The organism is Sediminibacterium sp. GW821-FHT12F12, from assembly GCF_058806635.1.
Window position 1 is genome coordinate 598,971 of record NZ_JBXAPW010000001.1, and the last position, 23,382, is coordinate 622,352.

The following is a 23,382-nucleotide window of genomic DNA, read 5'->3' on the forward strand; positions in this document are numbered from 1 at the left end:
CTCAGGTTTGATAAAACGAATAGAATGGATAAACGGGAGCCATTACCGGTTTATTCAACCGTAACACTTTTGGCAAGGTTACGTGGTTTGTCAACATCCAATCCCTTGGCAAGTCCAACATAATAACTGAGTAACTGCAGTGGTATTACACTCAGTAAAGGTGCAATGGCTTCGTCTGCATCGGGTACCAGCATCACATCGTCTGCCATGCCCGGAATGATCTCATCACCGGCCGTTGCTACTGCAATAACCATTCCCTTACGCGCCTTGATCTCCTGTACATTGGAAACGATTTTCTCGTAATAGGAATCTTTGGTAGCCACAAATACCACCGGCAGTTTTTCATCTACCAGTGCAATCGGACCATGCTTCATTTCAGCAGCAGGATATCCTTCTGCATGTATATAAGAAATTTCTTTCAGTTTCAAAGCGCCTTCCAGTGCTATGGGGAAATTGTATCCACGGCCCAGGAATAAAAAATCAGTTGCGTTTTTGTATTTTTCAGCAATGCGCTGGATATTGGAAGTGTCCTGCAGGATCTCTTTTACTTTTTCCGGAATAGCTTCCAGATCGTGCAGCAATTGCAGGTAACGTTTTTCATCAATCGAGCCTTTGGCATAACCGATCTTACAGGCCATCATTGCCAATACGGCTAACTGACCGGTAAAGGCTTTGGTACTGGCCACACCTATCTCCGGTCCGGAGTGGGTATAGGCACCCGCATGACTCAACCGCGCAATACTGCTGCCTACTGCATTCACCACACCAAAAATAAAAGCTCCTTTTTCCTTGGCGCTTTCAAGTGCTACCAGCGTATCGGCCGTTTCGCCGCTTTGCGAAATGGCAATGATCACATCACCCTTGTGAATTACCGGATTGCGGTAACGGAACTCGGATGCATATTCTACTTCAACAGGGATACGGCAGAGTTCCTCGATCAGGTATTCGGCAATCAGACCCGCATGCCAGCTGGTTCCACAGGCAACAATGATGATACGGGGTGCTTTTATAAAAGCCTCAAGGTTATTCTCAATACCCCCCATCATGATCTGACCGCTCTGCGTCAGTAATCTTCCACGTAAACAGTCGAAAATCGTTTCGGGTTGTTCATGAATTTCTTTCAGCATGAAATGGTCGTAGCCACCTTTTTCAATGGCAGCCAGTTCCATATCCAGCTTGGTGATGAAAGGAGTTTGTTTTTCATTACCGAGATTCTTCAGGATCAGTTCATCAGGCTTTACGATGGCGATCTCGTAGTCATTCACATACACTACTTCTTTGGTGTATTCAATAATGGGGGAGGCATCGCTGGCAAGGAAATGTTCGCCTTTGCCAATGCCGATCACCAGCGGACTCCCTTTACGGGCCGCAATGATGGTATCCGGATTTTCGGCACTGATCAATAGAATACAATACGCACCTACCACTCGTTTTAAAGCAATACGCAGGGCTTCTTCAACAGAACAGTTGTTGTTGATCTTGATGTCTTCAATGAAATTCAGTAACACTTCTGTGTCGGTATCACTCTTGAACGTGTAACCCTTGGATAATAGTTCCTGTTTGATCTGGGTATAGTTCTCAATGATCCCGTTGTGGATCATGGCCAGTTCGCCATTCTGCGACTGGTGGGGGTGGGCGTTCCGGTCGCTGGGTTCGCCATGGGTGGCCCAGCGGGTATGGCCAATGCCGATATGGGCATGCAGGTCTTTACCCATCACGGCTTCTTCCAGCTCGGCTACTTTACCTTTCTTTTTAAATACGTTCAGATGGCCGTTATTGAGTAAAGCCACGCCCGAACTGTCATAACCTCTGTATTCAAGTCTTTTCAATCCTTTTAAAATCACCGGAAATGCTTCCCGGTGTCCTGTATAACCAACAATTCCGCACATATGTTTTGATTAAATATGAATTAACGGGTAAGATCAATAAATTTGACTTGAAGCCAATGAGTTACCAACCTGAAATTAAGCGTTAAAAGTATCAATTTTTTACCATGTCTGAAGTATTCGATCTCTCCAAAAACTATGTGTTAGAAGACGCTTGCGTTTTATTGCAACCTTTGGTGGCGGAAGATTGCAAGAATATGCTGGTATTTGCTTTAGAGCAACCTGAGATCTGGAAATATTCCACTACGATAGTAGCGGGTGAACAGCCTTTCCGGAATTATATTCAAACAGCACTTGATGCCAGAAAAGACGGCAAAGAATATGCATTTAGTGTATTCGATAAACGCACACAGCAATATGCCGGCAGCACCCGTTTTTATGATATCCAGATCACTCACCAAACCCTGCAGCTGGGTTATACCTGGTATGGAAAACAATTTCAGGGTACCGGATTAAACCGCCACTGCAAATTTTTATTGCTGCAGTTTGCCTTTGAAGAACTGGGTATGGTAAGGGTAGAGTTCCGCGCCGATGCTACCAACACGAGAAGTATTGCAGCGATGAAAAGTATTGGTTGTATAGAAGAAGGAATTCTGCGGCAACACCAACCTAAGCCGGATGGTACCCGACGCGATAGTATTGTACTGAGTATTTTGAAACAGGAATGGGAGAATGGAGTGAAAGAGAGGTTAAGAGAAAGATTATCATCATAGAGTGTCAGCATCGCTGATACATGTTATTGCATTCATTATGGTTAGAAAACCCGCACTGATTTTTTGTTTTGTTATTGTTGCCTGCAGCCTGTTGGCGCAAACGGTATTGCCGTATCAGAATCCTAAACTGGCTATTCCACTGCGGGTAAAAGACCTGTTGCAAAGAATGACTCCGGAAGAAAAATTCTGGCAGCTGTTCATGATCCCCGGCGACCTGGGCAATGACGAAACAAAATACAAAAACGGCATTTTTGGTTTACAGGTAAGTGCCGCATCCGGTAGCGGAGATGCGTCTGCGCAGTTATTGCAATATGAAACCAAGGAGACCGCTTTGGCACTGGCTAAAAAGATCAACAGCATACAGCGTTATTTTGTAGAAAGAACCCGGCTGGGTATACCCATCATTGCTTTTGATGAATCGCTGCATGGACTGGTAAGAGCCGGAGCCACTTCCTTTCCACAGGCCATTGCACTGGCAGCCAGCTGGGATACGGCACTGATGCAGCAGGTGGCCCATGCCATTGCCAAAGAAACCAGGAGCCGCGGGATCCGGCAGGTATTAACACCGGTGGTGAATATTGCTTCGGATGTTCGCTGGGGCAGAACAGAAGAAACCTATGGCGAAGATCCTTTCCTGGCATCTGCCATGGCAGTGGCTTTTGTATCTCCTTTTGAGAAAAACGGGATCATTACCACGCCCAAACATTTTCTCGCCAACGTGGGCGATGGTGGCCGCGATAGTTATCCCATTCATCTGAATGAAAGGATACTGCAGGAAATATACCTTCCCCCTTTTCAGGCATCGATACAACAGGGTGGCGCACGCTCAATCATGACATCGTATAACTCGGTGGATGGAAGTCCCGCTACTGCCAGTAACGCATTATTGAATCAACAACTGAAAAAGAAATGGGGTTTCAAAGGATTTGTGATCTCTGATGCGAGCGCGGTAGGTGGTGCCAATGTGCTACATTATACGGCCAGTGATTACGCGGATGCCGGAAAAAAAGCGATCACCAACGGATTGGATGTTATTTTTCAGACAGCCTGGGAACATCACCGCTTATTCATTCCGCCTTTTCTGGACGGCGGCATACCAAAGGCGAGAATCGATGATGCAGTAGCCAGGGTATTAACCGCCAAATTTGCACTGGGACTCTTTGAAAATCCTTATGTGCCTGAAACAGCAGTGGCTGTAACAGTTCCGGTTGAACATGGAGCATTGGCTAAACAGGCTGCAGAAAAGTCGATGGTATTGTTAAAGAATGAAAATGATATATTACCGCTGTCTAAAAAAGTCAACGCTATTGCTATCATCGGAACCGATGCGGTAGAAGCCAGGCTCGGTGGTTATAGTGGTCCGGGCAATGGAAAAATTTCCATCCTCGATGGGATCCGTCAGAAATTGGGAGCTGGTGTTGCGGTAAAATATGCTGCCGGACCAGGCATCCAGGAAACCCATTGGCAGGTAGTGCCTGTTATGTATCTATCTACCCGTGAGAATGGTTTGCCGGCAACAGGATTGCGGGCAGCGTATTATAACAACTTTGCTTTCTCAGGACAACCGGTGATGCAACGCATAGACCCTCAGATTGATTTTCACTGGACCTTATATCCCCCGCATTCTTTACTGTCTGCTGATCAGTATGCAGTAAGATGGACGGGGCAGTTGCGCTCGCCAGTTAGCGGAAAATATGCGATCGGGTTGGATGGTAACGATGGATATCGTTTGTATATCAATGACCGGTTAGTGATCGATCGATGGAGAAAACAAAGTTATCATACCCAGCTGGTGGAATATGTATTTGCCAAAGACAGTGTGTATGATCTCCGTATTGAATTTCATGAATCGCTGGGTAATGGGCATATCCGTTTGGTATGGAATGCAACGGGTGTAACAGATTCCGAAGCTGCTATCGCAGAAGCGGTACGCACGGCTGCTGCTGCGGATATAGCTGTAGTGGTTGCGGGTATTCATGAAGGAGAGTTCCAGGACAGGGCCTCGCTTGCCCTGCCTGGTAAACAGGAAGAACTGATCAAACGGGTGGCTGCTACCGGCAAACCGGTGGTAGTGATTTTAATAGGTGGAAGTGCGATTACGATGCAGCAATGGCTGGATCAGGTGCAGGGCGTTATAGATGCCTGGTACCCGGGGCAGGAAGGTGGTAAGGCCGTAGCTGATATTCTGTTCGGTGATGCCAATCCTGCCGGTCGGTTGCCCATTAGTTTTCCTTTGTCGGAAGCACAATTGCCATTGGTATATAACCACAAACCCACCGGAAGGGGAGATGATTATTATAATCTCAGTGGATTACCCTTATTCCCTTTTGGGTATGGATTGAGTTATACCCGTTTTGCTTACAGCGATATCCGTTTACCAAAAAACAGTATCCGGAAAAATGAATCTGTTATCGTTCAGGCAACCATTACCAATACCGGTAGCAGGGATGGGGATGAAGTGGTGCAGTTATATATCAGGGATCTCCTGTCAACTGTTGCCAGACCTGTACTCGAACTAAAAGGGTTTCAAAGGATTCATTTGCGGGCCGGAGAAAGTAAACAGGTAAGTTTTACCATCACACCAGCGATGCTGCAGATGCTGGATGAGAAAATGAATACAGTAGTAGAACCCGGCGATTTCCGTATCATGATCGGTGCTTCTTCGAGGGATTTGTGGCTTAAGGAAACTTTACGTGTAACAGAATAGCGGTATGTTATTCTGGTAATTTTTTCTCGAAGCAAACACTGTTTTCAATGCCTGCATATTGTCCGTAATTGGGGATCTGTACGTATCCGTTTTTCTGGTACACTGCAATCGCTTCCGGTTGTCGTTTCCCCGTTTCCAGACGGCATACTGTATAACCTGATTCTTTTGCCCATGTTTCCAGTTCGCCCAGCACCTGCGAAGCAATACCTTTTGCGCGGTGAGTAGGTGTGGTAAACATGCGTTTTATCTCCATGGTATTTTTATCCAGTTCTTTCATGGCACCGCAGGCCACAGCTTTGCCTTCTTCATAAGCTACCACTACATGCTGAATGGCGGTAAGGGTATTAAACTGTGCGTAAAAACCATGTTCTTTGCCATCGCGTTCTGCCAGGTCCTGATCCAATTGTAGAATCAGCGAAACGAAATCCGGATTGACTGAATGGGTTCTGATCAGGCTTAGCATAGTAGTTCATTTCAGGTATTGAATATATTATTTATCAACTACGTCAAACTTAACCTGTGTGTTGCCGCATTCTTTTGGGTCCGTACCATAACCAGAATCCGGTAATGGTAAATACGAGTAGTGCCAGCCCCATAATAGTGGTATACACGAGTTTGATCTCTCCGTTCGGAGTATTGAAATAGAGATCCAATATAGAACCGTCATGGATTTTTTCGATAAAATCGGAACGCCTTCTTTCTATCGTCAGCAGTTTACCGGTGGTACCATCCAGTTGCAGGCCCCAGAACCCGTCTTCAAAAACGAATTTCACCATACCCTTGTCTTTGCGGATATCGATCCGCTCCAGTTTCAGTGAAAGGTCAGGCGACACGGAATCGTGCAGGTAACGGCAGGCATTGCTGTGCAAACTATCCATCGGCAACCATTCTTTCAGGTTGGTGGAACTGCCTTTATGCGATTTGGGGAGCAGCCAGTTATTGTGTTTTTTCCAACCCAGCAATAATCCCGTCAGTGACACAAGGAAAAAAAATACAAACAAAAAAGCACCTGTCATCCGGTGCACTTTCCGGAACACACGTAATAGTTTTGCCTGCTGTTGCCTGTCTGTTTGCCTGGCCATAAAGCTGCTGCGATTTGAATGAAGTTACAAAAGATGTAGTAAACGCATCCGCTTCCAGTTCTACATGTTTGTTTTCGGAAAGAGATGAAATGGAGTAGGAGGCTGCCGCATAACGAATGCAACAGGTAGGTTAATGTTGTGTTAACCGGAAGAAGATCCACGGCGCAATCAATAGCCAAACAGGGATCAATACCCAGATACGACCCTTCCATATTTGGTAGTCTGCCAGTAAAACCGACCAGGATCTGCCCCTTGCTCTGCCCAGTCCAAATTCAAATAGTAAAGTGAGTCCCGTCCATATGAAACCGATCAGCAAAGCCTGTGCGGCCGAGGTGGCTGGATAATGATCCATCACCCACCAGTTATATACACCTAACAGTATCAGCAGCGAAACCGTAGATAACTGGTGTGCGGCCAGCTCACCCGTATATTTTTTATACACGAGGTCTCTTGCAGTTCCATTGAGTACTGCGATCAGCATCATCGGGAACCAGAGGAGCAGATAAGTAAGCATGGTTTTTTATTGACACCCTAAAGATACGAACCGGATCTGAGGGTAAAAAGGGCTAGTCTGTTAAGCTGAACCGCATGGTTTTTCGTTCCTGTCCATTGATGATAATCGATAACTGCTGCTGTCCCGGATAAAATGTACGGGTAGTAATCAATCGGAAACTCTGTTTACGGGTAAGCTCCAGCTTTTCGCCAGCCTGCATCAACCTTTCACTGATCTTAAATACTTTTCTGGATAACTGCCCGTTCTGGCGCAGGTAATAAATGCCATATTCCAATCTCACCGTTTGTACTTTTCCGGAATTATTGTGCAGCGTAAAGCTGAATGCCAGCTCTTTACCGATTTTTACGGAAGGCGTTTGGATGGTGGCTTTTTTTACTTCAATATCGGTACTGTTACTCAGACCATAATACTGCAGTATGTCTGTATGTCCCTGCTTCAACAAGGTTCTGCTGCCATGTTTGATAATGGCATCTGTTTCTTTGCTGATGCCCTTCCATTTTTGGGCAATCCGGGTAACTATCTGCGGATGATCTTTCGAAATATCATTCAGGTTATTGGCCACACTGCGACGCACCCATTCTGCAGGATCATTTTTGAGATTTTCCAACAGCGGAAGAATGGGCGAGGGATCTTTTTTCAGATAAGGAATGGCCATGGCCCAGGGTAGTCTTGGCCGGGTACCTTCAGAAGAAAGACGTCTTACTTTGTGATTGGGATGCAACGACCATTGATACATCTGCGCCAGCATCTCTTTCTCGTATTTCAATAAAAACGGGCGCACCGCAAATTCGCAGCTCGTGAATTGGGTGACAGATTCGATGGACCGCACCGCCGTGGCAAAATCATCCAGGCCAAATACTTCTATATAATCAGGAAAGAACATGAACTCGAGGCTGTTCTCGGTAAAACCTGTTTTTTTTAACTGCAGGATGATTTTGTCAATGGCTTTGGCTGCCTTATCAAAACCCTTGGGTAAGAACTGGTGCAGCACCAGCGAGGTATGCCGCATCCTGTCTTTCAGTTCTTTTTCTTCCCAGTTGTCTGCAAAGATCAGCTGGGTAAATTTCTTTTTGTCGAAAGCAGGGATCACTTCGGCTACCACCCCTCCAAATCGGTTATAAAAGGCAGGAGAATAAATATCTTTCAGCAATGAGCTCATAGGATTGTAAAAATAAGCCCGGCATTTTTTGCCGGGCGTAAAAAATAGATGAATGGCAGGATTTTTTAACCCGCTATCGAAACACCGATCAGTTTACCGATCCCGAAAGTAATGGCGGCTGCTGCCAGACCGAATAATACCTGTCTGAAACCGGAATACCATACATTTTTTCCGGTAAATAGAGTGATGGCGGCACCGATCAGGAATAAACCAACGGCACTCATTCCCACGCTCAGCATAACAGCATTCATACCAGTTAGAAAGAAGAAAGGGATCACGGGTATGATGGCACCGACTGCAAAGAAAATAAAGGAATATACAGCTGCTTCCATGGCAGAACCTTTCAGTTCTTCTGCATTAATACCTAACTCTTCCCTTACCAGCACATCGTGCGCTACTCCCTTATCTTTCATAATATCCTGCGCCATGATATGTGCCTGTTCTTCCGGAACACCTTTGGCAATATAGATCAGGGCCAGCTCTCTCATTTCGCCTTCGGGGTTGGTTTCCAGTTCATCCATTTCTATCTGCATCTGGTTCTCGTATAATTCCTGTGAGCTTTTTACCGAGATCCATTCGCCCAGCGACATAGACAAAGCCCCTGCCAGTAAACCCGCCAAACCTGCGAGTAACACACCTTCCTGTCCGGCAGTGGCACCTGCAATACCCATGATCAGACTGAAATTAGACACCAGTCCATCGTTACCACCCAACACTGCGGCGCGAATAGCATTACCACCTACAGAACGGTGTTTTCTTTCAAACTTTGACAACTGGGCGCCTGTTACTTTATCCTCTTTTTCCAGGATGGTGCGGAGGATGGTTACATGGTTATTTTCTGTACCCGTTAACGCTAACTGGTTTTTCTTTTTGGTGCTGATGATGGCATTGGAGAGACTTTTCTCCGTATCCATCAAAGAGCCCAGCACGTAATCATATCCAAAAATACGGCCGATGGTGTTCAGGGTTTTGGCGCGCCAGGAAGGCTGCATCAGTTGTGCTGCCGGAATATTTTCTTTTTTGGCGAAAGCTTCCGCATGACTTTTCTCAATCTCGCTCATCTGCCTGAACACATTGGCAATAGTGGGGTCTGATTCGTTTTCGGCCAGTTTGTGGTAGAGATAACTGGCATCAACTTCTGTCTGAATATTTTGATTTTTCATGGTAAAATATTTGCATGAAGCGGTAACCTGGTAAAGTTACGAAAGATAGTGAGAGGCCCTGGCAGTAAATAACGTTGGTATGCAGGGTTCAGATAAAAGACTGGTTTTATGCTTTGTCTATTCTTACTGAAGTCATGGTTAAGGAACCACCCACGGGTTTATCATTAAAAAAGCTTACCTGGTCGCCTTTTTCCTGCAGTGCCAACGTGTACAACAGGGGCAGGTAATGTTCGGGTGTAGGAATGGCGAGATCAAAGGCCAGGCCCTGTGAACGGAAGCGGATCAATGACTGGTGATCGCCGGAGCGGATATATTGTTTCATCTGCTCACTCGCTTCAATGGCCCAGTCGTAACCGTAAGCATCCGTATTCAATTTATCCCAGGCCACCATACGCAGATTGTGTACCATATTACCGCTGCCGATAATAAGCACCCCTTTTTTACGGAGGGCCGTCAGCTCTTTGGCCAGTTCATAGTGATATAACGGGGTTTGATAGTGGTCGATGCTCATTTCTATCACCGGTACATCAGCCGCAGGATATAAATGTTTGATCACACTCCAGGCACCATGATCCAGTCCCCAGCTTTCATCCAGGCCAACAGTTGTTTTTGTAATCAGGTTTTGGGTTTCTTTAGCCAGCAAAGGATCGCCGGGAGCGGGATACTGTACATCAAATAAAGCCTGTGGAAACCCGCCAAAATCGTGGATGGTTCTGGGTTTTTCCATGGCGGTAATAAAAGTACCCCTGGTTTCCCAGTGTGCCGAAATGCATAGGATGGCACTTGGTCTGGGAATGGTTTTACCTGTTTCGCGGAAGCCCTGTACAAATTCATTTTCTTCAATCGCATTCATCGGGCTCCCATGGCCGAGAAACAGTACCGGCATGGATTCGGTATTGCCCAGTGCACTGGCAAGTTTATTGAGTTCGTTCAGTTTCAGTGTAGAGCCTGTTCCCATGAGAGAATACATTTAGTAGCAATGAACAACCCCGGGTTAAACATGTTTAACTGCTATACATGTAAAATTACTGTAAAAGGAGCAACCGGCCGGTATGATTGCAGGAAATGATCCACTCAGTCGGAAAGCATATAGGTAACAACAGCCTGAGAATGGATAGCTGTTGTATCAAAGAGAGGAATGGTAAGATCATCCTGGTTAAGTAGTAATGGAATTTCGGTACAGCCTGCAATGATCCCCTCAGCCCCCCGGTTAATGAGGCTTTGGATGATTTGGAGATAAGTTTCTTTGGTAACCGGGTTAACCAATCCTCTGCCTAATTCTTCTTTTAAGGTATATTGGATATAATCACGGGTATCCTGTTCTTCGGGTACCAGTATCTCCAGACCTGCCGCTTCCAGTTTCTTTCGGTAGAAATCCATTTCCATTGTAAACTTTGTACCTAACAGTCCCAGTTTTTTCAAACCCACACGGTTAATGGTCTTTGCTGTTTCTGTAATAATATGAATGATAGGTAAACCGGTTCTGAGTTCCAGTGCATCGGCAAAAAGATGTGCGGTATTGGCGCACAATACAAGCGCAGAAACTCCGGCCGCCTTTAGCGTTTCGGCTGCCTGCACAAACAAATCAAAAGAATGTTCCCATGTTTTTTCCTGTACTTCTCCGAAGTTGAGCGAGTAAATGATACATTCGGCAAACTGAAGTCCACCAGATTGTTGATTAATACCTTCATTGATATATCTGTAATAATCTACTGTAGAAACCCAACTGATGCCACCGATAAGACCAATCTTTTTCATTTCTTTTTTTTTGGTGAAGGAATCTATCTGTTGTTAGCCGGATAGAAAGTTATGGCTGACTGGTACGAATGATCACAGCCTTTGTCAATTCCTGTTCCGTTGGTCTTTAAATAGTTTGAAGTATGTCAGCCGTATGTACCACAGTGGCAAACTCTTCGTTCAGACTGGCCAGTGCCGTTTCATGAATCAGTTCAGCCGTATAGGCCTGGCCTTCCACGCCTTTTTTATTGAAGGTAGCGGTAGCATCTGCCACGAGATACGTATCATATCCAAAATTGCCCGCCATACGGGTAGTGGTAGATACGCAGTGGTCTGTGGTTAAACCAACAATCACCAGTTGGGTAATACCGGCATTGTCTAACTGCTCTTTCAGGTCTGTACCGATAAAAGCGCTGTTCACCTGCTTTTTGATCACAGGTTCACCTGCCATTGGTGTTACCATGTCTTTGAACTCGTTGCCTTTGCTGGATGCATTCAGCAAAGAGGCCGGGTTGGGGGAGCAGTGCTGGATATGGAAAACGGGCAAGCCTTTTTCTCTCCATCGTTGCAATAAGCGGGCAGCGTTATCTTCTGCTTCGGGGTTATTCCTTTCTCCGCCCCAATAGGCAAGGTTATCAAAACCTTTCTGGATATCTATCAGGATCAATGCGGGTCTGCCTGTTTTTGTAAGTTTCATAGGATGTACGTATGCTTTGTATGCCGAAAAAAAATGCCATCGCATATTGCGACGGCATATAAAGTTACTGAATTAGACTGTCTTTTTGTGTAGAAAATATATAAATGGCAGCTATAGTTCTGATAGCTCATTTACATTAATTGTTTCCAGTTAACTATTATCCCGCAAATAGTTTTCCAATTGCCGGAAAGTTCCGCCAAAACCCTGCTCCATACTGCTGGTCATTGCGTTAAAAGTTTTGGTTTCATTCTCAGTAGCATTTAGCGGCTTACTCGTTAATACAAGTGTTGTTATGCCATCTGTTTCTGTTAAGTGGATGGTCACCAGCATTTCTTTCGGGAAATCAATTCCCTCAAACGGAGCTTTGATGATTTCTGCTTTTTCGTTGGCGAAAGAGTTTACCCATTCAATACTGTCGGGTTCCCGGATGGCGATATACCTGAAAATCCCGTAAGAAACCTGTTGCCCTTTCATCCGGTAATGAAAAATGCCACCGGGCCTGAAGTCGAGGCTTACTACATCTATCGGCGCTTCCACGGGACCCCACCATAGGGCCAGTGCATCGGCCTTACTGAAGGCATCAAATACCGTTTGTTTGGAAGCGGCTAAGGTTCGGCTAATGGTAAATACGGCTGCGGTTGACATGATTTATTTTTTTTGTTTTTGCAGGAATTCCTGTAAAGAAATATGGATGATATGGTTCCAGCCGGTTACGAAATTTTCTCTTTGTAAAGCGGCCACTGCCGGATCGAATGGAACAGTGAAATCTTGAATGAGCGTGAGTTTTGTGGTGTCTTCATCTATTTTGCTGAGATGCCAGTACACCGTAGAAGTTCCTGTATAACCGGGATATTCCCAGGTATGCACCAGTGTTTGTTCAGGCACAATTTCCAGTATCCTGCCCCTGTGCAGCCATTGTTTTCCATCGGGCGAGCCGGCCTCCCATTCAAAAACGGCACCGGTTTCTAATGTAAAATCTTCGCCAAAAGTAAAATACCATTCCTTCATCAGTTTTCTGTCTGTAATAGCTTTCCATACCAGCGCAATAGGAGCGGCATAGATTTTTTCGATGGTGAAACGATTCTCTGTCATATCAGTATTGGTTAATATAGTTGAACATACGGTTTATGGCAGACCCATTATTGCCGGGCTAAGCGGTTAGCGAGGTATACAGCCAGTTTTTCAATATTCTGTTTTAATCCTTCATCCGCTTTGAAGGTTTTCACTGTCTGTATAAATTCTTCTTTACTGTTAAACAGCATATGCCAGTGCAAAAGGGTCTGTTCTCCCTGTTCTTCAAACTCGATCGTGGTAAGAAATCTGGGTGCACTGATATGTTCATACACGATCCGTTTGTGTTTCACCACTTCTTTAAAAATGCTCTTGTTGCGGTAATCGGTACCATCAGGACCGTGCATCACCAGGTTCCATTCTCCGTTCTCACGCATGTCCATTTGCGAAATGGTATTCGTAAAACCATCGGGGCCCCACCAGTTTTTAATATGTTCCGGATCGGTCCATACTTCCCATACCAATGCAATGGGGGCCTGTAATAATCGGGACATCCTGATCTCCCTGTCGGTTGTGTTATTTCCGTTTGCCATGTTTCTTTTGTTTTTGGATCTTGGCTAAATACAATTCCAGTGCATCCAGTTTGCTTTCCCAGAATTGTTTGTATTGGGTAACCCATTCGTTTACTTCGCTCAGTTTTTCCAGTTTAGCTGTACAATACCTTTCCCGTCCTTCCTGTTTAATCTCTACCAGACCACATTCCGTTAATACCTTGATGTGTTTGGAAATAGCCGGCCGGCTGATGGAGTAATTCTCCGCTACCGCATTCAGTGTTAACGACTGTAAAGCCAGTAAAGCCAGGATACTACGGCGGGTAGGGTCTGCAATGGCCTGAAACACATCTCTTCTCATGGGGGATCACTTTATTTTGTAACCAATCGGTTACGAATATATATGTAACAATTCGGTTACGCAAATATTGGAACAACTTTTTTTAAACAATATTTCAGGGGAGGGAGGGGGCGTCAAAAGGCTGGTTGGAAAAAGTGATAAGAACAGTTTGATAATCAAAGTGTTCTGTATTTTAGAAAAGAATTTTTGCACATATTTTTAATCCGTTAATCCTTTACCCTTCAGAATAGCAGGCACGCATTTGGCAATTCTGGATACCCTGGTCTGCGATTGTTTGGGTGCGGAAAAATGGAGCAGGTAACCTCTTTGTCGCCCCGGGGTTAACTGGTTAAAAGCAGTTTTCAATTCCGGCATATCATGCAGTGCCTGCCGAAATTCTTCGGGCATTGTATATGCTGCAACTGCTTTGAAAACAATTTTCTCCCCTGCTTTTTCGATGGCGATAGCTTCTTTGATATAGGCTTTGATGGTGGTTTTCATCTTTGCTATTTCTGTAACACTTGTCCACCGAAGCTGCCTCGCTGCCTGCACATTTTTTGTCTGTTGTACCAGGATCCCTTTCTCATCCTTTAATAATGCTCCTTTCATGAACAGCAGGGCGCAGTATTCTTTGAACCCATGTATTAAAATGATATTGGCTTTTCCCAACGTGTAACAGGGACAACCCCATTTCAGTTCCTCGGTTAGCCCACAGTCCAGCGCCAGTTCCCGTAAGGCCTCAAATGCTGCCTGCCATTTTTTGGCTTTGGTAAAAAAGAAGTTAACAGTGGGGTTGGGATTTGTTTTTGGCATATGGGAATGATTATGCGGGTAGTGTTGGGTTCTGTGTTCTTTGTTCGGTATTCAAAAGTTTGTATCTGCATAGCAGAAACTAAATTAAACCACGCACTGAAGAAATCCAATAACTGGCAGGCAATTTAACATGCCACAAATGAGTCATTGTCTTTATCACGGATCCAGCAGTATTCAATTTCCCGGGTTACCCGTAATGCTGTTTCAATGCCTTGCCTGTCTTCGATAAATCCCAGGGTCATATCCATACCGGCGGTTACGCCGGAAGAAGTATAATATTTTCCATCCACCGTCCACCTGGCGCGTTCGTTCCAAAGCACTTCCTTACTGTTGGACATAACCCATTGAAAAGCAATTTTATTGGAAGTAGCTACCTTGCCATCCAGCAAACCCGTGCGGGCCAGCAGCGAGGAGCCGGTACAAACGGTAAGCACATATTGGGAGGAGCCGGCGATTGTTTTTATCAGTTCAATGAGGCGGATATTATTCACTTCCTGCCGGGTTCCGTAACCGCCGGGTATCAGAAAGATGTCAATGGAATCCATTACAGTCTCTAATTTTTCAGTAGGAATGGAAACGCCGTGGCGGTTATGGATGAGTCCACCATTCAATGAACAAAAACGAATGGTATACAGATCTGTTAGCCTGCCAAAGATCTCTACAGGTCCGAATACGTCGAGGGTTTCAAAATCATCGAAAAGCAGGACTGTTACATGCATGGTGGGATATTTATAATGATTGATTTCGAATCGCCTGGCAATGTATATTACCGCTTCTTTTTGGAAAGCCGGTATTTTGCGGGTGTAGCATCTGTCCTTGTGATGATGTTTCTTGCTTCCAGGTCTAGCTTAACGGTTTCTCCATACCATTGCACCCCTCCTTCAAAACTGTCTTTTACCTGTTGATATAACAACTCCATCAGTTCCGTATGTGTCAGCTCGCCTGTTGCGAGTATACCAAGTATGGCATTTTTGATCTGATTGTATTTGCTGAGCGATATTCTCTTGTTTGTTTTGGTTTTGTCGGGATGTAAAGTCTGAATTTTTTCTTCCGCTTTTGCGGAAGAGATTTTTTCTGCTTTACTTTTCGGAACTACCTGCGCATAGGCTTTCTGCAGCGCTTCTGTTACTAACTGTTTGGGAGCTTTTGTAAGGTCAATAAGTGTCCAGCCCTGTTTACCCCAGGTACCGGTGGCCGCAAAGGCAAAGGACGGGCGCATCAGGCAGTAGACCGATTGGTCAGCTGCTGTGAGTTTCAGCGTGGCCTGGTTCGCTAACTGATCCAGCGTAGCAAATATTTTTCCCTTTACCCGGAACGAGGTTTTATGGAAATGTGGCTTTTCGCTTACCTGTTCAAAGCTGTTGGCTGTTTTGCGGAAAGAGATGGCTGAGATCATTACGTATTGATTGTATTTTTCAGCTAAAACGACTAATAGCCGGTTAGCTGAAACCAAATTACGCAGGTTGGATTAGAAATCCTATAACTGCTGTTGCAATTTTCCTAAAGGGATTGCATAACATGGTTTGTTTGACAGACTATCTGTGTGTGACAAACTGGGTCGGCGTTTGGGATACGTGTTATCGATGAAAGACGTTTTTTTGTGCCGAACGCTTTATTTCTTTACAAAAAACAAATTTGAAGTAGGAGGGAGGTTAATATGCGAAACCTCATTTCTTTTGTTTAGGAATGATAGCAGTGGCTTCTATCTCAATCAATATATCGTCGCGGAAAAGCCGGCTTACTTCTACCAGGGTACTGGTGGGTGGATTTCTGGCATTGATGAACTTATTTCTGACATCTCTGAATAGCTGAATCTGCGAAACATCCCTCATAAAAATGCCTGTTTTAACCAGGTGGTCCATGGTTCCGCCACTGGCCGCAAGGATGTTTTTGATATTGATAAACACTTGCTCGGTTTGTTTGGTCAGGTCGTTTTTACCGATTAAACTACCGTTGGCATCCAACGCCACTTGGCCGGAAATCAGCAGCATGGTACAATTTCCCAGGTCAATTGCAGCAACATGCGAATAGCCCGTGGGAGTAGAAACGGTACTCGGGTTCCGGAAACTTACTATAGGAGTATTGGTTTGTGAAAAAACCTGGATGGACATGAATAGGGAAAGAAAAAGAAACCATTTGTGAAGCCTGCTTTTTTTGAGATACATAGATACGTTTTTTGATAACAATAATAACTGCCTTACAATTTCAGCCAGCAGATTTAGTCCGCTATAAGAACTGCCATAGAACTCTTGCCGGCTGCGCTGAAATTAGTAAACCCTGGTTAGAAATCCAATAGTTGACTTACTGAAATAAAGTATCGGCCATTTTATTTTCAGGAAAATTTATTGTTACCTATGCAACTGCATTTCTTTTGCCTTGGTGCTTAGTTGCAGCAACCCTGAAGTGAATTCAACAGAACAGGAAGGGAGTTTACTGCCTGTTGTTAACGGCAGGCAGCCTGTTTCTCTAATAGTTCAGTTGGGGAACAGCCGTATCTTTTCTTAAACGCAAACGAGAAATGAGAAATGTTTTCAAAACCCACCTCATAACAAACATCTATAGGTTTCTTTTTCTTTTCAACGAAATGATAATGGGCAAGTTCTAAGCGTTTTTGTATAAGCCATTTTTGCGGGGTTGTATGGAATGCTTTACCGAAGTCGCGTTTAAAAGTAGTCAGACTCCGGCCTGTCAGGTAACTGAATTTTTTTAGAGGAAGGTTAAACATGAAATTCTTTTCCATATAACCAGCCAGGTCAATTTTCCCGGGTTCTTCAAAATTGGCCAATACATGATCAATTCCTTTGTCAATGGTTCTGAGTATACTGATGGCTTCTGTTATTTTTAGTGAAGCAATATCTTCCGGAATCTCTTTCAATTCAAAATACGGAATTAGCGAAGCGAGACAGCTTTCCAGTAAAGGGTGATTACTATACCGGAGAATAGTAGGCGTTACCTGATTGCCTGGATTTTTGGTGATGTTCGCATAAAAATCCCTTAGTCTATTGGCAGACAAATGCATTACTACTGTTTTGTGCGGCTGGCCATCCTTCGGATAATTAATAATCGTGGCTAATTGATTTCTCGGAATTAAAAAAATATCCCCTTTCTTAAAATAATAAGTGGCATCTGCCTGAACTATTTTTGTCTCGCCCGAGATGAACCAGATAAGCATATGTTGATCGAACATAATATCCGATTTAAAAAACCTGTCTTCATAACAGGATAGTTTGATATCGTCTGTAATATATTTAGCGGTATACTCCATTCTGTTTGTTTTTATTCCTTCTCAGAAAGGAAATCAATATGGCAAAAATAGAAAGTATCATGTATTTGTGTTTAGAAGACTTGTTTCCTGTAAGTAAATCAGCCAATATTTACTAATGGCAACTTACTCTTTTAGATTGGCTCTTTTAGTAAATTGTATGCATAGTGTTCCGGTTTACGCGTATTAATGGGCAAACCTCAGTTGATAATGAATCGGATACCGGTCAGTTCTTCGCTGAGTGTCCATAAACGTTTAGCGTTGGCCTGATCCAGTGAATACAGTTGTACGCCATGGCTGGCTGATGGGTCAAGGGCCAGCTTGGCAATATCGGCATCTTCACAATAAACGCCCCCGGTATCATTCAGCAGCGGGCTGGTAGCACACCAAAGGGTGGTGGCAGCACCCTGCGGTACCGTTTTCAGTGTGGCAGCTACCTCGGGCAGTATATGTCCTTCCGCATCGCAAAAGCCCATTTGCTGGAATAGTTCTATAGGTGCTTCCCTGCCCAGTTCAGTTCCATTGATGGATCCGGGATGTACAGCATAGGCTCTTATATGATGGTGTTTGCCCCGATTGTCTAACTCAAGTGTAAACAAATTGCTGGCCGTTTTTGACTGGCCATATCCCAGCAGGGTTTCATAAGGACGGTGAAGGAAATTGGGATCCTCAAAATGAAAGGGCGAAAAGTGATGCCCCTGAGAAGACAGATTGATCACCCTTGCCCCATCTGCTTTTTGTAAGGCTGTCCATAAGCGGGCCGTCAGTTGAAATTGCGCCAGGTAATTGGTGGCTAACTGAGATTCAATACCCTGTTTGTTTCTGCGTAACGGAACCCACATAATACCTGCATTGTTAATGAGCAAATGCAGGGGCTTTCCGGATGCGAGGAATATATCTGCAAATGCATCAATCGAATTTGGATCCATCAGGTCCATAGATGCAACGGTTATATGGGCAATGCCTTGCAGATTTTTCTTTGCCTTTTCTGTATCTCTTGCAGGAACAATTACCTCTGCCCCTGCGGCAGCCAGGGTTTTGGCAGTTTCCAGGCCAATGCCGGTGTTTCCGCCGGTTACGATGGCTGTTTTTCCTGTAAGATCAATGCCACTGATTACTTCACTGGCAGTAGAAGAGGCTGTAAAGCCAGAGCCAACCGGCATCTGTAAGATTCCCTGGTAATTGTTTTGTTCCATATCTATACTTTTTAATTGTTTAGTGGAAACAAAATTACCTGCTGCCTTTGCCTACAGTTTTGTTGAAAGGTCCGAATTTACTTTGTTCAAAAGGCCGGTATCAGCACCAACAGCTATAGGAGGCCTGTAATATGACAAGGATAATCCGCTGCAGGGTCCTGTTTGTATTGATTCCCTGAAATTCAGTGTGCTAGCCCGGGCAACATTAGCAATCTGCTTTTTCATGTTGTTGCCTGCCTACAAACGCTATCCTGCTTTTTTCAGGCATTGCTTTAACGCAGTTTTTTAATCCTGCAGGTTCATTGCTTTTCTGATGGCCGCTTCAAACACACGCTAATCTGTCATCTAAGAGCAAGAATGAGATATGGGAAAGTGCATGGTAGGGAATCTGGCATACATGGTAGCCCTGATGATGTTGGACAAGAGAGAATACCATACATCTTAGTATCATTAACGTCTTGTGCTATTGGATAGTTCAAGGTTTGTTTGGTTAGTAAAATAAAAACTGCTACTTCAGAGTGTTGGATGAAAAATTTCTAATCAGTCCGCCTTTGGCGGACGGGCCTCTTTTTGTTCGGTGCCGAGCGAAGGCGAGGGCAGACAAAATGATGCGTAGCATCCCGCTAAAAGCGGGAGCAGAAGAAAAAGCAGCCCGGAAACAGGGACGGGGCCCAGCGGCCGTGAGCGACAAAAAATCCTGACTATCAGGGTGATTTTTAATAGAATACGTTATCATTAATACTAATGCCAGCCCTTTTTAGCATAATCAATTATATCGAAGTCAAGTTCATTCTGCTTCTGTGTATCACAGGTATTAACGAGTAAGGGGATATTTCTCATCTTTTTTACATCAGCCATCAAACGATAGTATACTTCCTGTTTTTTTGCATCCGGATTGTATTGTTTGATTTTAAATAAAGCAATGCCTTTTTCCTCATCTATGTACCTGATCAGGATTTCCTGGCGTGGGCACATTTGCGATTGTAAGGTAAACTGATAGCTGGATGAGGTGGGTCTGCTAAACTTTTGAATATAGGTGGCTTCCGGCCCTTCGCCCGTCCAATCTATCCATAGCGAGTCGGTTATTTTCACTTTGTAATGACCGTAATAATCAGCAGGTGAATATACATAGATCTGGCCCTTATACGATTCCAACATTACCCATTCTCTGGGAATATTTGCCAATGTCTGTTTTTTGGGGTATAACTTTTTGGAATATAAATAGCTGAGCGATCTTCTGTAAGTGTCTATGTCAAAACCGGCGATGTTAAAATCGGAGACGTAGGTATAAAATATAGACTTTTTATTGGTATCAATAAAAACACGGTGGTATAGCGAATCGTTTAATTCCCTGATAAAAAATAAAGTGTCGTTCTGTTTAAACTGAGCAGATATAATGCCACATACACAAACCGATAAAATAAGCAAGGGTATTTTACGCATCGTAGTTAATTGCTTTCTGTACTTAAACATATACCAGCACTTATCAAACTGATAACCTGTGTAACGGGTAATTCCAGCCCGAAAATCCTCCATGGACCTTGCTCTGGCGAAGGGGGGAATGGTTATCAATACAAGGTTAGCAGTCCGGAGCTGCTATTTGTCCACTATATAACTCAGTTCGGTTACCCCGCAGGTAAATTGTTGTGTGGTTACCAGGTGCAGTTTGATTTTGTCCTGGATGCCTGCAAACAAGGGGATACCTTTTCCCAGAATCACCGGATTCACAAACAGCCAGTAGCCATCAATCAGGTTTAATGACATGAGTGCATGGGTTGCTGTGGGACTGCCAAATAGCAGAATCTCATTACTGCCGCCGCCGGGTGATTGTTGTAAAGCGTGTATCCTCTCAGTGAGAGTATCACTGATGATGGTTGTGTCAGGCAACACCACACCTTTCATTGTTTGCGATAAAACTATTTTGTGCGCCTGGCTATACCATTTGGAATGTTCTATATCATGCCTGCTGGCGTTTGGTTTGTTCCCGGCCGTGGGCCAGTAACCTTCCATCATCTGGTAAGTTACCCGCCCATATAAAGCAGTGTCGGTTTGGCTGATCCGTTTGCCTACATGGTCGAAAATTTCCTGATCCACTTTGATCCAGTCCATTTCACCGTTCGGACCTGCTACAAAACCATCGAGGGATAGGTGCATGAAGGAGATGATTTTTCGCATAAAATTCTATGGTTAATGGTTGTTTATGACTTCTTGCTGTTATTATATAATATGGCTAAAAACATTCGAGGCTTTGTATAGTTGGAAATTGAACAAAAACTCGAACCAAAGCTGAATTTATGACTAAAAGCTGAAGTTTAAAACTACTGGCAGGAAGAATTCCGTCTACTGAAATATAAGCCCTGATAGGCCCTTCCGGAGATTACGGCAACATAGTGCCTCCATCCCGCAAATCCTTGCCTTCTATATACTGGTCAGCTTCATGTTTGCTTGGATCTCCATTACCTGCTCCTATGATACGGGCATCGCCTTCTATTTCAAAGCTAATCAAATCACCTGCATCAGGCACTTCACGCCCTTCCTGATCCACAGCCGTCATGTTGATTACTGTTGCATCCATCCCATCGGCCACCAGGGTAGTTTTATCAGTAGTTACCACAATTTCGGCTGCTGTACCGGTGGTTTCCACTTTAGCTGTTAATCTTCTTCCTTTTTTATTGGCAACTGCTTCCAAGATTACCAGGTTCAAAAGGCACTGATTTATTCTGTTGCTAAATTTATAATGTCAAGCTGGAACCATAACTGGTTTCTTGTCGCAGCTCGGTACCCGAGTTTCGTCAGCTGCAATGGTGCTAATACGATGTTACCTTCGGTACCTCTCATTAAGTTCGGCCGTCATTTCTTGATAGGTTTTAGTCGGCTGTATTATGATCTCGCCTTTTTTATTAATAGCTCCCCATTTGCCACCTTTTTTAATATGGGCAAAACCTTTATTGAAATCTTCGCAGTAATCAAATATTATTGGAATTGCGACTTTTCCTGTCGGATAAATAAACCCGAACTTGTCGCCAATTCTTGCTTTTGCAACACCTTCAAAAAATCCACCGAATACCACATATTCAAACCCTGTTAGCTGCTCACCTTTTTTGTTGAAGAGTGCTTGGCTTGTCTCTGAACCACCCACGGTTAAAACTAATAAGCTGTCATTGATCCAACGTAAGTAGTTGTATTGGCAGGGAATTATAATTTTACCATTGAGGTCAATAAGCCCATAAAAACTCTTAACTGAACGAACATCTCCAACTGAGCTTTTGCCCATTATGCTATCTACTTTTTTTGTAACTGTGTAACTGTTATTATATTTAGAAATGTAATTGTACGCTGCTGGAATTTTTACTATCTCATCTTTTGTCATTACACCCATGATGTATTCACCAAAATATTTCGCATTATATCCGAATAGAAATTCTGCGGTGTCCAATGGTTGTAGAAACTCATGCCGGAAGGGAACAATTAAATTATTATTCTTGTCAATTGCGCCCCATTTATCGTTCTTAGCTACAATAGCAATGTTACCCATAAACTTTAAAGCATATTGAAATTGTGGTTCAATTTTTACAAGTCCTTGTAAGTCTTTGAACCCCCAAAGAGTGTCCACACTAAAGGGCAACAGGTCCTGCGATTTGCAGTTCAGAAATGTGAGCGTAAGCAGAAGTGTGTAAATGATGTGTTTCATAGATTGATGCCTGCTCGGCTTATGGAAGCTAACGACTGGAGCTTTAAGAAGTTGGGAAATTTACTTTCGTCCACCCTTGTTACTGCCACTGAATAAATGTACAAAAGCTTATTAACATATTCTACTGGTAAGCCGTATTGGGTCGCCCTGAAACGGAAGTCGGGATTTGCACTTCTGATGAAAAATATATGCTGTAAGCCCCAATTACTGAAAGCCGATGTTGTGCGTTCGTCTTTTAAATTTTGAATGACAGACTAACAGGTTTTCTCTTCCGAAAAATGGTTACTATGTCGTTTATTAAATCTGAAAAAGGCGATTACGCCGAAAATTGGTATGAAAATAATGGCGAGTGTCCACGACAACCTTGTACGCGAGTCAATTTTATTATTTTGTAGGAGTTGAAATAAAGCGATGATCGTAAGAATAAGACTGATAAGGTTGAGGAGTATCCAAAATAGAAGACCAAAGTTTGGTTCCAATATATTCATGAGTTTCTTTTTTTTGCGTTTACACAATTAAGCTGTTACATTGGTGACGTGTAACTTAGTTATGGGCTTTGCCTATTGCGCCAATGCCGCTATTTAGGTTGGCTTTGCGCGTATAATTAACGCTTAATAAATATAGGGAAAAATAGTATAGGTCATCGAAAGAAGCTGCGCAATTTCCCGAACTAACAGGACCAACTATTGCACTTGGCTTACTGCTTTTGTAACTGCAACGCAAACTACTGTTAAGAACCAGCCAGCCTACCTCGCATAACCCTTCAATACCGCTTCGTACCCGTGTGCAGGTATACCCTGGGGACAGCCTGTTTCTATGGTTTTCTAATTCATTGATAACCCGCCAGTAACCCGAGGATA

At 44.0% G+C, this 23,382-nt stretch carries 26 protein-coding genes; 2 read left to right on the forward strand and 24 right to left on the reverse strand.

All coding sequences use genetic code 11. The features are described from left to right. Positions 1–50 precede the first annotated feature (50 nt). Positions 51–1,889: a glutamine--fructose-6-phosphate transaminase (isomerizing) gene (glmS, locus tag AC1RNB_RS02505; protein WP_493080414.1), complete on the reverse strand. Its 1,839-nt coding sequence runs from the start codon at positions 1,887–1,889 to the stop codon at positions 51–53. Positions 1,890–1,993: 104 nt separating this feature from the next. Here glmS and AC1RNB_RS02510 point away from each other — a divergent pair, with 104 nt between their 5' ends. Further along, positions 1,994–2,599, forward strand: coding sequence for a GNAT family N-acetyltransferase (locus tag AC1RNB_RS02510; protein ID WP_493080416.1), 606 nt, complete (start codon positions 1,994–1,996; stop codon positions 2,597–2,599). 37 nt (positions 2,600–2,636) lie between these two features. Continuing rightward, the gene (locus AC1RNB_RS02515; RefSeq protein ID WP_493080418.1) at positions 2,637–5,306 is read left to right on the forward strand and encodes a glycoside hydrolase family 3 C-terminal domain-containing protein; all 2,670 of its coding nucleotides are present in this window, start codon (positions 2,637–2,639) and stop codon (positions 5,304–5,306) included. A gap of 7 nt (positions 5,307–5,313) precedes the next feature. Here AC1RNB_RS02515 and AC1RNB_RS02520 read toward each other — a convergent pair whose 3' ends face one another. From AC1RNB_RS02520 to AC1RNB_RS02630, 23 genes are all read right to left on the reverse strand, one after another. Beyond that, on the reverse strand, positions 5,314–5,769 hold the full coding sequence (locus AC1RNB_RS02520) for a GNAT family N-acetyltransferase (protein WP_493080419.1): 456 nt from the start codon (positions 5,767–5,769) through the stop codon (positions 5,314–5,316). 49 nt (positions 5,770–5,818) lie between these two features. Next, positions 5,819–6,388, reverse strand: a complete 570-nt coding sequence (locus AC1RNB_RS02525) for a PepSY domain-containing protein (RefSeq protein ID WP_493080420.1) — start codon at positions 6,386–6,388, stop codon at positions 5,819–5,821. A 130-nt stretch (positions 6,389–6,518) separates the two neighbouring features. After that, positions 6,519–6,902, reverse strand: coding sequence for a hypothetical protein (locus AC1RNB_RS02530; protein ID WP_493080421.1), 384 nt, complete (start codon positions 6,900–6,902; stop codon positions 6,519–6,521). Between the two features lie 52 nt (positions 6,903–6,954). Then, complete coding sequence (locus tag AC1RNB_RS02535) at positions 6,955–8,061, reverse strand: DNA alkylation repair protein (RefSeq protein WP_493080422.1); 1,107 nt, start codon at positions 8,059–8,061, stop codon at positions 6,955–6,957. 65 nt (positions 8,062–8,126) lie between these two features. After that, positions 8,127–9,224 carry a VIT1/CCC1 transporter family protein gene (locus AC1RNB_RS02540; RefSeq protein WP_493080424.1) on the reverse strand — a complete coding sequence of 366 codons (1,098 nt, stop codon included), beginning with the start codon at positions 9,222–9,224 and terminating at the stop codon, positions 8,127–8,129. 106 nt (positions 9,225–9,330) lie between these two features. After that, positions 9,331–10,182 carry a 4,5-DOPA-extradiol-dioxygenase gene (ygiD, locus tag AC1RNB_RS02545; protein WP_493080426.1) on the reverse strand — a complete coding sequence of 284 codons (852 nt, stop codon included), beginning with the start codon at positions 10,180–10,182 and terminating at the stop codon, positions 9,331–9,333. A gap of 116 nt (positions 10,183–10,298) precedes the next feature. Then, entirely contained in the window at positions 10,299–10,982 is a 684-nt protein-coding gene (locus AC1RNB_RS02550) for an aspartate/glutamate racemase family protein (RefSeq protein ID WP_493080428.1), read from the reverse strand. A 106-nt stretch (positions 10,983–11,088) separates the two neighbouring features. Next, complete coding sequence (locus AC1RNB_RS02555; protein ID WP_493080430.1) at positions 11,089–11,658, reverse strand: cysteine hydrolase family protein; 570 nt, start codon at positions 11,656–11,658, stop codon at positions 11,089–11,091. Positions 11,659–11,808: 150 nt separating this feature from the next. Continuing rightward, positions 11,809–12,303 (reverse strand): SRPBCC family protein, encoded by a 495-nt coding sequence (locus AC1RNB_RS02560; protein ID WP_493080431.1) that lies wholly within the window; start codon positions 12,301–12,303, stop codon positions 11,809–11,811. 3 nt (positions 12,304–12,306) lie between these two features. Continuing rightward, positions 12,307–12,750 (reverse strand): SRPBCC family protein, encoded by a 444-nt coding sequence (locus AC1RNB_RS02565; RefSeq protein ID WP_493080433.1) that lies wholly within the window; start codon positions 12,748–12,750, stop codon positions 12,307–12,309. 47 nt (positions 12,751–12,797) lie between these two features. Then, positions 12,798–13,262 carry an SRPBCC family protein gene (locus AC1RNB_RS02570; protein ID WP_493080434.1) on the reverse strand — a complete coding sequence of 155 codons (465 nt, stop codon included), beginning with the start codon at positions 13,260–13,262 and terminating at the stop codon, positions 12,798–12,800. After that, positions 13,246–13,581 (reverse strand): ArsR/SmtB family transcription factor, encoded by a 336-nt coding sequence (locus AC1RNB_RS02575; RefSeq protein ID WP_493080436.1) that lies wholly within the window; start codon positions 13,579–13,581, stop codon positions 13,246–13,248. Before AC1RNB_RS02575 ends, AC1RNB_RS02570 begins: the two co-directional genes overlap by 17 nt. 198 nt (positions 13,582–13,779) lie before the next feature. Further along, complete coding sequence (locus AC1RNB_RS02580; protein WP_493080438.1) at positions 13,780–14,373, reverse strand: YdeI/OmpD-associated family protein; 594 nt, start codon at positions 14,371–14,373, stop codon at positions 13,780–13,782. 125 nt (positions 14,374–14,498) lie between these two features. Next, a complete protein-coding gene (locus AC1RNB_RS02585) occupies positions 14,499–15,092 on the reverse strand; it encodes a DJ-1/PfpI family protein (RefSeq protein ID WP_493080439.1) in 594 nt (197 codons plus the stop codon). 47 nt (positions 15,093–15,139) lie between these two features. Next, positions 15,140–15,769: an MmcQ/YjbR family DNA-binding protein gene (locus AC1RNB_RS02590; protein WP_493080441.1), complete on the reverse strand. Its 630-nt coding sequence runs from the start codon at positions 15,767–15,769 to the stop codon at positions 15,140–15,142. Positions 15,770–16,040: 271 nt separating this feature from the next. After that, positions 16,041–16,538: a RidA family protein gene (locus tag AC1RNB_RS02595; protein ID WP_493080443.1), complete on the reverse strand. Its 498-nt coding sequence runs from the start codon at positions 16,536–16,538 to the stop codon at positions 16,041–16,043. Positions 16,539–16,816: 278 nt separating this feature from the next. Further along, the gene (locus tag AC1RNB_RS02600) at positions 16,817–17,638 is read right to left on the reverse strand and encodes a helix-turn-helix domain-containing protein (protein ID WP_493080444.1); all 822 of its coding nucleotides are present in this window, start codon (positions 17,636–17,638) and stop codon (positions 16,817–16,819) included. 197 nt (positions 17,639–17,835) lie between these two features. Continuing rightward, positions 17,836–18,831 (reverse strand): SDR family NAD(P)-dependent oxidoreductase, encoded by a 996-nt coding sequence (locus AC1RNB_RS02605; protein ID WP_493080445.1) that lies wholly within the window; start codon positions 18,829–18,831, stop codon positions 17,836–17,838. Positions 18,832–19,572: 741 nt separating this feature from the next. Beyond that, positions 19,573–20,274 (reverse strand): hypothetical protein, encoded by a 702-nt coding sequence (locus tag AC1RNB_RS02610; RefSeq protein ID WP_493080446.1) that lies wholly within the window; start codon positions 20,272–20,274, stop codon positions 19,573–19,575. Positions 20,275–20,427: 153 nt separating this feature from the next. Next, positions 20,428–21,006 carry a dihydrofolate reductase family protein gene (locus AC1RNB_RS02615; RefSeq protein ID WP_493080448.1) on the reverse strand — a complete coding sequence of 193 codons (579 nt, stop codon included), beginning with the start codon at positions 21,004–21,006 and terminating at the stop codon, positions 20,428–20,430. Between the two features lie 202 nt (positions 21,007–21,208). Next, positions 21,209–21,535 (reverse strand): hypothetical protein, encoded by a 327-nt coding sequence (locus AC1RNB_RS02620; protein WP_493080450.1) that lies wholly within the window; start codon positions 21,533–21,535, stop codon positions 21,209–21,211. Between the two features lie 114 nt (positions 21,536–21,649). Next, positions 21,650–22,522 (reverse strand): WG repeat-containing protein, encoded by an 873-nt coding sequence (locus AC1RNB_RS02625; protein ID WP_493080452.1) that lies wholly within the window; start codon positions 22,520–22,522, stop codon positions 21,650–21,652. 254 nt (positions 22,523–22,776) lie between these two features. Continuing rightward, on the reverse strand, positions 22,777–23,010 hold the full coding sequence (locus AC1RNB_RS02630; protein WP_493080453.1) for a PLD nuclease N-terminal domain-containing protein: 234 nt from the start codon (positions 23,008–23,010) through the stop codon (positions 22,777–22,779). Positions 23,011–23,382 lie beyond the last annotated feature (372 nt).